Raw genomic sequence first — 242 nt, 5'->3', positions numbered from 1 at the left:
GGTATAAGCAGTGGTTTTGAAGTTATCGGCTAGCACATCGGCTTGTTTTAGTGCATCAATCCACATTTCCCAATCTTCACCGCCCATTACTTTAATAGTATTGTCGATATCATCTTGGTTTGCCGCTTCAACGGTTATTTCATCAATTTCACGCTTTGAGGTATTCAGATTTTTAGTTGTAACTGCATTACCAATTGGCTTAAGCGTAGATGAGAACACTTCACCGGTATTAGGATCGGTAC

General features: G+C 40.1%; 1 pseudogene. It reads right to left on the bottom strand.

Going from position 1 to position 242, the window contains the following annotated elements:
- Positions 1–242: pseudogene (locus tag AAEY68_RS21610) on the bottom strand (bifunctional NADH-specific enoyl-ACP reductase/trans-2-enoyl-CoA reductase); the annotation flags it as partial.

Origin of the sequence: Pseudoalteromonas sp. RB2-MNA-CIBAN-0110, from assembly GCF_040309305.1 — a bacterium.
Lineage (GTDB): Bacteria > Pseudomonadota > Gammaproteobacteria > Enterobacterales > Alteromonadaceae > Pseudoalteromonas > Pseudoalteromonas arctica.
The sequence above is the reverse complement of the archived record's forward strand: the minus strand, read 5'-3'. Positions and strand labels throughout refer to the sequence as shown.